We start from the raw sequence: 9,615 nt of genomic DNA, 5'->3' as shown, positions 1-9,615 counted from the left end.
ATTGAGATCAGAGCTGTACTTTATAGGCTGAGCGTATTCAGTAGCTAGGTGTGGTTCAGGCGACGCTTACAATTTACCTGCATCTATTAACTGATTGAAATAGCTGAGTGATGAGCCTGGATTCACATAGGATGTGCTCACTATACTTAAAAAAGCGATTACCCCGGAGGTTCGTCTCCCAAATAGGAATTGAAAGTATCTTGAAGTGAAATTTCCTAAAACCCTATAGACAACTACAAATCCGGCCAAGCCAACTACGAGCCCGAACCAAAGATCAAAATCACTCGTAGCTACTTTTAGATCTAAGTTAATTGCCATTCGATTTACAGCTATCAAAATGAACACTGGAAGTATGAGATTCAATATAGAGAACGTCCTAATACATTGGAAAAATAGCTCTCTGTTTGCCATTCGAGCAGTACGAATGAAAGCTGGAATAGACGAAATCACATAAAAGATGGCTGATGCCAGTACTCCATTGAAGATCAGCATTAGGGTTAGTATCAGTGGGTTTATTCCTGCGGCCCCATCAAATAAAAATGCTGAAGGTAATGCGGATTTAGTTAAGGCCAAAATCACACCTACCAAGAGAGCCGTCGAAAAAAAGTCGGGAAGTGCTTTATTCAATAACTCCTTTTCGTGGGGGTTGATCATGACCCTCGCTGAATTCTGAATACACTCAGGCCATATTTGCTTGAGCTCGTTTAGTTGGTTTTTCAAACTTAGCTTATCGCTACTAGACATTTCTTCCTCTAATTTAAGAACAAGTGAGTATCCAATCTATCAGCAGATAACTTCCAAATAAAATTGGGATTAGGTTTTACATCATTTATTCGGCATGTCGAATTTTTCCTCCAATTTAATGCCACCTAACAACCACCAAACACTGTATTAATAAACATACTGTATATAAAAAAGGGGGTTACAAGTCACCCGGGTTTTTCGCTGAAATTTGTTAAAGCATGGGAATAATAGGTAAGCACTTCAGCAATAAAGTAAGAAATAGGAAGTGCTTATGAAAAAGCTTTTTTACCGCATAGATGAGATCGCCGACTTACTCTACGTAAGCAAACAAACCCTTTATAACCAGATCAATAGCAACAAAAAGAACGGTAGTAAGTTCTCAATTCCGCCTTACATCAAACTACATGGGAGATTATTGTTTCCCATCGATGAATTTGACCATTGGCTACAAGCACAACCCAGAAGTTAAGCATGGGCAGAAATATTAAGATGAGTCAGCGACTTCAATGCTCAATGCAGTTGGTATCTTTAAAATCAGATATTTTTTCAATGGAGTATCCGGTTTTTGCCTTAGATGGTAAATCTAAAGAGCCATTTTCCCTCGTCCACAAAGGCGTCTCGATACAAGTTACACCAAGCATATTAGGCCGCGCTACGGTGAAAGATAAGGAGATCATTATATATTGCCTAAGCCACTTGATGACTCTCCACAACTTAGGCTTTGAAACTGGTAACACTGTGGCCTTTACCGGTTACGACTTCCTTACAACAATGGGGCGAAACACATCAGGGAAAGATTATATACAGCTGGAGACAGCATTACGCCGGCTTGCCGGCACGCGTATTACCACAAACTATAAAATCAAAAACAAACGCATAGTGGAAGATGTTGGCTTGATTGAAGAATTCCGAGCTGAATTCGATGGCCGTGACAAGCTGTTCAACGTCACCTTAGCCGACTGGCTCATAGGGTGTACACAGGCGTCATACATATTAACGTTAAACAACCAATACAGCTCGTTGACTAAGCCATTTGACCGTCGAATCTATGAAATATGCCGAAAGTTTTGCGGTGCAAAAAGTAGCTTCTCTATTTCCTTAGACAATGTCCGAAAGCGATTAGGAATAAAGGGTAATAATTCGGTTTTACGGAGAAAATTAGGCTTGCTAGAAAGGGTGCTTGATTATCGATTGAGAGTGGATAAACACAATCTACTAATTTTCAGTGACACTGAAAAAGGGAGGAAAAAATTAGCTGATTTTCAGATTAATCAGTTAAGTATAAATAACCGTTAGCTGTGGATAATACCGTACTTTTGATCTTGGATAGTATCGTACTTTTAAGCTCTCGATATCGTACTTTTGAAACTGGAACATCGTACATTTAAATCAAAAGAACCTCTGTACGCTACTAGTTTTAAGGTTCTTAGAATCAGTAACAGTGCTTTTCGAGTAACTTAATATAACAGAAATATATATAACGCATCGGGGTCGTCAACCCCAAATAAAGTAAGGGAAGGGGCAATATGATTTCAAAGGACAAAGCCAAGAGCAAATTACCATTTATTGAGGACAAAAACCTTTATCAAGCAGTCGATCTGGCTCTATGGCTCATTTTAGAGAAAAACCGCTCTTTCAAAAGCGCGGTTTCCATCGCTAGCTCAAAAAGAGGCTATAAGGTTAAAGCTCACATTGAGAAGCATATACGCGACGTAATCCCACCGGAGTTTTTCTTAGCTCGTCAGTCGCAGAATGCCCCGCCAGAAGCAAAAGCTGAAACAGCTAGCCGCATGCGAGCATACGCAAATATGGAAAAACAAAATAAGCAGCATATCGACGATATCACAGAGAGTTAGCGTTATGGATTGGACTTAACATACTAATTTAAAATAAAATCATGAAAAATCACCACATCCCTATGGTCTTTCCAAATAAAAATGTTCTTAGACAAACTCAAGCAAACAAAACCAATATTAAAGTATGCTGTTGCCTTCATTGGTTTAATAGGGACACTCATAGGGATATTACAATACTACGAATCCAAGCCTTCGGATGATTTAACCGGGCAATGGAAACTCACCTTAACGATTGACTCTACATCGTACAGGCCATACCAAGGTCTAGAAGTTGGATACTCGTTATACCTTAACCAGGTTGGCAGCCAAGTGACTGGAACCGGTGAAAAAATCTAGAAAATGGCAAGGATCTGCCTATTTCCCAACGCGTAGAAATAAAAGTAGATGGAAGAATAAACGGTGACTCTCTGGACTTACTGTTTAAACTCCATGGCCATAAACGTGATACCGTAGGTGAATTTCGGCTTAAAGCGACTGATGACCCTGCGTCATATAAAGGCACCTTTTCAACTACCGGGGCTAAATCGAGCGGTACAGCCCAATTATTTCACCTATAGATATTGAGTCTCTACATATTAACCTAACATCTTCCGCCCTATTGTCCCTCTGTGCTTATGTGGCTCTAGGTAGCAAGGTCTATACATGTTTACAGTCGCATATTCGTTCATATCACTTACTCCAGAGTCAACTTGAAGCAAATTAAGATTAATCAGTAACGAAATTGCGGACTTAAGTTCATTCCGGTGTATGCCCGTATACATGCTGAGTTTGTCATAACTCACTATGGCATAATTTTTTGCATCGCTTCTCAAGGCCAAAATTACTAAATAAACCTTCATCGCATTCAACTCATTCTTTCTCCTGAGGTGAAAAGAATGAAATGCCTCTATTCGGCTCAAGTCTTTTGAGTAGAGCCCTTTTGCAGGAAGCTTCGCCCAGCCACTTCTATTTTCAAAATTTGTTATCTTAAAAATGTTATTTCGTCCAACGGAAATGTCCTCAATGATTTCCAGGTTTAGTAGCACCCGTAACCCACCTGCTATTTTCGCTCTACTGAGCCCCGTAATATCAGACAATCTAGTATAGGTCAGTTCACAGGTTCCCACTTCCGGGTGCTTTGTAGTTGGTTCATCATTGGCATGATGCACCATTACGATATAAATCATTAGCGCTGCTATTTGATCCGCTTTATTACAACCAGTCCACTTCATCTTAGATAGCGGTAATGAATTCTCATCGCGTATCCAGTAAGAGGGCATACGTGACCATTCTTTCATTTTTACTCCCCCTTATCTTTACCATTTTTTATAACCGTTAGTACCACGTATAAAGCAAACACTGCTACCAGAATGGCTAACGCTGCAATCACAAATACCTGCTGCTGAGGAGGTAAATTAAATAAACCATTGAGTACATCAGTGACATCTTTCATATCAATTCCTTAAGTAGTTCTTGTATTGATGATGAAAAATTTTAAAGGGTGCCGGTTACTCTTTCTAGAGACAGTACATTAATTAAAAAGCATAAAACAAACAATAAACACTTAAAAAACAATTAAATAAAAGGTTAAAACTCAGTTCATATAATAACTTAGTTTAGTTCATGAGTGAGGCCATTACTTCCAATTTCTGCTCTTTGGATAACCCTATCAACAATGATTTCATATTCTCAAGATAATCATTAGATTCAGGAGACCTAAGCCCGGCGCACTCCTCCAGCTTTCTCGCTACGCGTATGGCGGGCTCTCTGAGCTCTTCAGCCGTTAAAATGGTATACCCACCTGTGACATCATCTCGCGACGTTCTGTGGTTTAGAAGGCGTTTGAGAGTGTAATTTCCGACTCCCAAACTTTCAGCAATAGAGATATATGTCCGGCGCAAATCATGAAGTGAAAACTTCACATCAGACAACGCATTGATCTTTGCCACTGTCTTTTTAGGCTCTATCACCCTGCCATATTTATTATTGGAGCCAAATACATATTCAGACACTTTATACTCTTTTCGGCGTTCAAATATCTCCTCGAGCCTGTCAGTGATCGGAAGTTCAACCCCATCCTGGTTCTTGGTTTTTCCAATCCAAAACAGCTTGTCTTCCAGATAAACGTCTTTCCACTCAAGTAACAACAGCTCAGTTTTACGCAGCCCTGTAAAAGCAACAAACTCAACATAGTCACAAATGGCGACCTGACTTTCCATGCGATACATCATGGCATCGTTACGCACCTGGTTGATTGCTTCTATAAAAGGTTTAAGTTGAGATTGGCGCAACCGGGTTTGCTTTCGCTTCACATTGTTCCAGGCGCGCTTTTCGGAGAGTACATTAACCGGGTTAAAGGGAAACAGCGTACGCCCTTCTGAAGACTTATATTCCGCTTTAGCAAAGTTGAATACGGCCCGTAAAGTTCTCATAGTAAGATCAGCCTGTGCTTTGCTGCGCTGTGTTATTTCTGTATGGCGTTTATAAACTTGAGCCTCTGTAATGTCAGCCAAACGCTTTTGCTGCCAATCTGAAATATAGCAGTCCATTACCTGGTTATATCCACGAACCGTTATCGGGCTTAGCTTACGCGCTTGAAGGAAGGCATTATAAGCCTCCATTAGTTTCACTGAAGCCGCTCTGAACTGGCGTTTAGTATCGTTAGGGTTCACCCCTTCGGCTATGTCAGCCATTACCTTACGAGCCATTTTGCGGGCTGCTTCCAAACTAATTGAAGGATATGTTCCGAGCGTGACTGATACCGGCGTCGTTCGGCCCGGGATCTTCTTATATACTCTGAATGATCGCCCCCCTTGTGGTGTTATATCCAGGACTAAACCCTGCAACTGGGTGTCTGAATAACGTATACGTTTCCTCTGAGAAGTGAGCTTATCTAAAACTGATTCTGTGAAGCGAAATTTGGTCTCTGACATTCGGTGCTACCTCTGTGCTACTTTGAACACAAAATTTAATGCTCTGATTTACATAAAGATTTATGCATCAGATGCGCACGCAACATCAATAACCTCATGAAAAGGTTGAATAACTTAGTAACTAAACAGTTAAAAAAGTAACTTACGGTAAGGCATTGTTTTCAGCCTCATAATCGTTAGGTCCCTGGTTCGAGTCCAGGTGGGGCCACCATTTTTACTACTCTTCCATGTTACTAACTACTAACCGAATCCTTTCGGTGCTACTTTAGTATCTCTCAACAGAAGACGACTATCAATCAGCACTTAACATTCTGTTGGTTACCTGTTAGTGATGTCGTACTTTATAAATTCACGACTTCGTACTTTTAGATCAAAAACTCCGCTCCAACCCAATAATCGTCTAATTCTCGAAGCTTGTAACGCGAAAGCAGGCGCTGCTCAGCTGCCTTCAATACACATTAAGCGCGANATATATAGCGGTTTCACCGCAGCATTCAATCAGGTTCGTTGACATTCTCCATCAGAAGGACGCGCTGTTCCAACAGGAAACGCTTCTGAGCTCGCCATGTCGAGTTGTCATATCAATGCNCATTTCAGCCTTGTCTGATCGCATCTGGGAGCACCAGAGCGAGGCATTAACATTTACCAATCGATTTATTCCGATATGACCATCAACACCTGACAGCTTTAACTATTAATCGTATTGGAAGCAATCATGAAAAAACTAAATTATTAGCTGAAAGAACTAACTAAACACAATCGCGACGGGTCATTTCAAACACAAAGCAATCGCAGTCGTATTTTACAAATGACGGCAAACCAACTCCATGAACTAGGGTTTAGAAACCTAGGCGCAAGGGGTTTGAAAGAGAAGCATATCAGTGCCCTAGTTTCTCGATGGCAAGAAGAAAAACTAACGCCCGGTACGATTAAAAACCGCATGGCCATACTCAGAGGGTGGGCTGGTAAAATAGGCAAGCCAAGCATTATTCCCAAGCACAATAAACTACAAAGCAACTCTACAGATACCAGAGACCTCAACATTGCCAACCGTACGTACTCAGACAATGCCAACAACAAGGCTAAAGATCTCGATCAAGCAAAACTAAACCTGGTTACCGATGAACGCATAAAAGTCGTTTTAGAACTACAACGGGCTTTTGGGCTTAGAAAGGAAGAAGCACTTAAATTCCGTCCCGAACAAGCCATCAGAAAAACAAGCTCAGGCTCTACGTATATTCAATTCAAAGCGGGAACAAAAGGCGGCAAGGAGCGAGTTGTCCATCTATCTCGAGAACATTCAATGAGAGAGATAGAATCAAAACGATATATCAACAATAAATATTGTTGATATATCCCCACTGAGACTCAGTATCGAAATTGCTTCTCCCAAACCAGCTTACTTAGGAGACGAATAAGCGTATATAGTTACCAAGAATTCGGCATGCAGAATTCTTTCGAGCGGAAGTTTATTCTCTACTAAAATGGAATACTAACCTACCGAAACATCCATATGGCAGCTTACATTGATTGACTTTCACACATTCCATAATTGGCAGAAGACTTACCTCGTAGAAGAATTTAAAAATGAAATGGCAACCTGCCTGATCGCAACTACCCAGGCGCGTCTTTTACGCCATGCGAGCGAATATAACTGGGATGTTTTTCGGTTGCCCAGTACGAGGCCAACATCAGCTCTCGTAATTCAAAAGCACGGCGGGCTACCTGAGCTTTGGGTCAAAAGTTCCTATACAAGATATAGAAAAGCATTCTTGGCATACCTTAACGAATTCTTTTTCATGAAATGCGACAAAATACCGAAAAACTGGCAAGTAGATCATTTGCAGCCGAAATGTCGTTTTAAACAAGAGCACCCTGTGTACTTTATACGATTACATTTAATAGATCGCGCAATCAATTCATCCTATGGAGCTGGTTTTGAAAAGTCCTTTTATTCTTTCGAACGTGAAATAGAGCCCTTTGGAGGTATTCACATGGATTGGCTGGTATTTTTAAAAGCGTACGGTATAAGACTACCAAGCAAACGTCTGGGAGAAGATGAGTGGGCTCACTGGTCTTGGGAGGTGGCATCATCTCTTGCTGATTCAGGAGTTGAAGATAAGATCCTAGCTTATGCGGGAATATCTACAGTCCTCAACTTGGGTTATACTGGTAATTACTCCTCACTACCTTTACAACCTTGCTTTAGGGAAGAAGTATTAAACTCCCCCATCCTTAGCACACTCCCCACCCTTGAAACCATATGATGTTGCAAACATACAATTCGGCATGCCGAATTTTATGAGTTACCAGTAATACTTACGCTATGATTTTCGTGAATTTCACGAAGACTGTGTAGTTTACTCGCTAGCTCTTCAGCACTAGCTAGTAATTTGCCTTCTTCCAATTTTGTAAACAGCTTACATGCAGCCTCTAAAGCATGTAACTGGAAAGTAATTGCATAGTAAACTGATAAACTAGCTTTCTCAGCATGTACAGCTCTCAACATAACTATTTGAATATTTTCAGGGAATGCTGTGACTCTAGTTAAATTGAATATATCCTCTGCGCCAGAGTGAATAGAATCACTTGAAGATGAATATAATGTAACATAAGACTCTTCCAGTCCTGTTCTCTTAAACCGCTCTCGTGCATTTGGCCACGCTTCTCGCCTATTTCCTTTTGATGAAATAAACGTATTTTGAGCTTCTACCATACTACCCCTCAAATTTTTGGCACTCTTAGCTGATTCAAGATCCCCTGTTTCTATTGAAAATTTTTCCCACTTACGAGCTTTTTTCAAATTATTTTTAATATAATCATCAAGTAAGCCACCGGCCCTTTCATTCACTTCTTCACCAATCAGGTACATAAAGTTAATTGTGGTTTCCAGGGCAACACGAAACAAAGTTTCAACACTCGTATACTGTTCATTTACCAAGCAAGACATAATTGAATCATTAAACTCGCGAGTCCTTTCAATAAAATAGAAATACTGTACTCTTTGAATTGTAAAGTTAATCCCTTCGTGTTCGTTTACGTCCAACGCTGAATACAGCTTATCCAACCATTGAGAATATTCTAAAAGCTGCGGAAGTTGTTTTAGGTGAGACTCAAATTCCGAGATAGTCGATTTTACATTACTTATAAATTTCTCCATCTATGCACCTCCATCCAATTTAAATTCCCTACAAAACCCACTCTATTTTATATATAAAATTCAGCATGCCGAATTTTTCCTCCAATTTAATGCCATCTAGCAACTACCCACGGTGGGATCACACTTTGTAAAAAGGCTTTAACACCCGCCTCTTTTCTGATCTAATAACGCCCACATTATCACTATCTGCTTGTTAATTATGTTGTTATTTAGCCACCTTGAACTTGTTGAAGATAAGCGTTGTTCAGACGAGTCGTTCGTAATCTGGTAAAACAGCACACAGGTCGTAAAGATTCGATACGTGGCAAGTGCGTTCGGGCCAGTTTTGACGATGAATTCAGGGCCGAGCTTATCTTCGGTTAATGGTCGTTAACGAAGTATACTCTCACCCTGGCCAAAGAGTACTGAACCAAAGCCCTGTTTAAACGCAGCAGAATAAGCTTAAGCTACCGCAAGTTATGTAAGCGCAAAGAAGGTTTAAAATAACGCGCTATAAAACAGGAAAGTTAATGGCGAAGCTCAATTTAGTTATTAAACAACATGTGGCTTATAACCTGAGAAAGCCAGCCACCGGCTCGGTGTTTCATTCTGACGGAGGATCTCAGTATACGAGTAGTGATATCGTAACCTATTAAAGCAGTTTGGTATGCGAACAAGCATGGAGGATGTTGGGGTTTGTTGAGGAGCGTCAACACTGTTGTTGAAAGATTCTTTGGCAGCTTGAAACATGATTGGTTGTTAAAAGTGACTCAACCAACCCGTGAACACATGAAAAATGACGTTGCTGAATTATAGGAAATATTACAATCTGGAAAGTTTGCACTCAGCTAATAACGATCAGTCACTAGTAGAGCATGAAAACGCTTTAAGAAAAGTATCCGCTGGAGTTGGCCAGAGCATGTTAGTTTCTATCGGATAGTGTGGAAGTTTTTCAAAAGGGTTC

The 9,615-nt window shown here is 40.5% G+C and carries 10 protein-coding genes and 2 pseudogenes; 7 read left to right on the top strand and 5 right to left on the bottom strand.

Features of this window, described 5'->3' with window-relative positions; genetic code table 11:
- Positions 1-66 precede the first annotated feature (66 nt).
- Positions 67-627, bottom strand: a complete 561-nt coding sequence (locus tag CKO50_RS01220) for a hypothetical protein (protein WP_141240115.1) — start codon at positions 625-627, stop codon at positions 67-69.
- 388 nt (positions 628-1,015) lie between these two features.
- Between CKO50_RS01220 and CKO50_RS01215 the strand changes: the two genes are divergently transcribed.
- The 3 genes from CKO50_RS01215 (at position 1,016) to CKO50_RS01205 (ending at position 2,600) form a co-directional block, all read left to right on the top strand.
- Positions 1,016-1,213, top strand: coding sequence for an AlpA family transcriptional regulator (locus tag CKO50_RS01215; RefSeq protein WP_095726683.1), 198 nt, complete (start codon positions 1,016-1,018; stop codon positions 1,211-1,213).
- 2 nt (positions 1,214-1,215) lie between these two features.
- Complete coding sequence (locus CKO50_RS01210; protein WP_255228874.1) at positions 1,216-2,040, top strand: replication initiator protein A; 825 nt, start codon at positions 1,216-1,218, stop codon at positions 2,038-2,040.
- 230 nt (positions 2,041-2,270) lie between these two features.
- Entirely contained in the window at positions 2,271-2,600 is a 330-nt protein-coding gene (locus tag CKO50_RS01205) for a hypothetical protein (RefSeq protein WP_095726682.1), read from the top strand.
- Between the two features lie 575 nt (positions 2,601-3,175).
- On the opposite strand, the gene CKO50_RS01195 is transcribed toward CKO50_RS01205, so the two are convergent.
- From CKO50_RS01195 to CKO50_RS01190, 3 genes are all read right to left on the bottom strand, one after another.
- Positions 3,176-3,877, bottom strand: coding sequence for a hypothetical protein (locus tag CKO50_RS01195; RefSeq protein ID WP_095726680.1), 702 nt, complete (start codon positions 3,875-3,877; stop codon positions 3,176-3,178).
- 2 nt (positions 3,878-3,879) lie between these two features.
- Complete coding sequence (locus CKO50_RS23865; protein WP_176474591.1) at positions 3,880-4,032, bottom strand: hypothetical protein; 153 nt, start codon at positions 4,030-4,032, stop codon at positions 3,880-3,882.
- A gap of 163 nt (positions 4,033-4,195) precedes the next feature.
- Complete coding sequence (locus CKO50_RS01190; RefSeq protein WP_095726679.1) at positions 4,196-5,512, bottom strand: site-specific integrase; 1,317 nt, start codon at positions 5,510-5,512, stop codon at positions 4,196-4,198.
- Between the two features lie 736 nt (positions 5,513-6,248).
- On the opposite strand from CKO50_RS01190, the gene CKO50_RS01185 reads away from it, so the two are divergent.
- Entirely contained in the window at positions 6,249-6,863 is a 615-nt protein-coding gene (locus tag CKO50_RS01185) for a phage integrase N-terminal domain-containing protein (RefSeq protein ID WP_255228880.1), read from the top strand.
- A 175-nt stretch (positions 6,864-7,038) separates the two neighbouring features.
- Complete coding sequence (locus tag CKO50_RS01180) at positions 7,039-7,779, top strand: hypothetical protein (protein ID WP_095726677.1); 741 nt, start codon at positions 7,039-7,041, stop codon at positions 7,777-7,779.
- Between the two features lie 32 nt (positions 7,780-7,811).
- Here CKO50_RS01180 and CKO50_RS01175 read toward each other — a convergent pair whose 3' ends face one another.
- Positions 7,812-8,672, bottom strand: coding sequence for a DUF5677 domain-containing protein (locus CKO50_RS01175; protein WP_095726676.1), 861 nt, complete (start codon positions 8,670-8,672; stop codon positions 7,812-7,814).
- A gap of 237 nt (positions 8,673-8,909) precedes the next feature.
- On the opposite strand from CKO50_RS01175, the pseudogene CKO50_RS01170 reads away from it, so the two are divergent.
- Positions 8,910-9,035 (top strand): annotated as a pseudogene (locus CKO50_RS01170) (ISAs1 family transposase); the annotation flags it as partial.
- A gap of 158 nt (positions 9,036-9,193) precedes the next feature.
- Positions 9,194-9,591: pseudogene (locus tag CKO50_RS24330) on the top strand (transposase); the annotation flags it as partial.
- Positions 9,592-9,615: the final 24 nt, after the last annotated feature.

The sequence above is a fragment of the Pseudoalteromonas sp. HM-SA03 genome (genome assembly GCF_002289345.1).
Lineage (GTDB): Bacteria > Pseudomonadota > Gammaproteobacteria > Enterobacterales > Alteromonadaceae > Pseudoalteromonas.
This window is presented reverse-complemented; position numbering and strand designations above follow the sequence as displayed.

Coding starts and splice junctions, on each gene's coding strand:
- CKO50_RS01205 (WP_095726682.1), top strand. CDS start 2,271: ATGATTTCAAAGGACAAAGCCAAGAGCAAATTACCATTTATTGAGGAC.
- CKO50_RS01195 (WP_095726680.1), bottom strand. CDS start 3,877: ATGAAAGAATGGTCACGTATGCCCTCTTACTGGATACGCGATGAGAAT.
- CKO50_RS01215 (WP_095726683.1), top strand. CDS start 1,016: ATGAAAAAGCTTTTTTACCGCATAGATGAGATCGCCGACTTACTCTAC.
- CKO50_RS01210 (WP_255228874.1), top strand. CDS start 1,216: ATGGGCAGAAATATTAAGATGAGTCAGCGACTTCAATGCTCAATGCAG.
- CKO50_RS23865 (WP_176474591.1), bottom strand. CDS start 4,032: ATGAAAGATGTCACTGATGTACTCAATGGTTTATTTAATTTACCTCCT.
- CKO50_RS01190 (WP_095726679.1), bottom strand. CDS start 5,512: ATGTCAGAGACCAAATTTCGCTTCACAGAATCAGTTTTAGATAAGCTC.
- CKO50_RS01175 (WP_095726676.1), bottom strand. CDS start 8,672: ATGGAGAAATTTATAAGTAATGTAAAATCGACTATCTCGGAATTTGAG.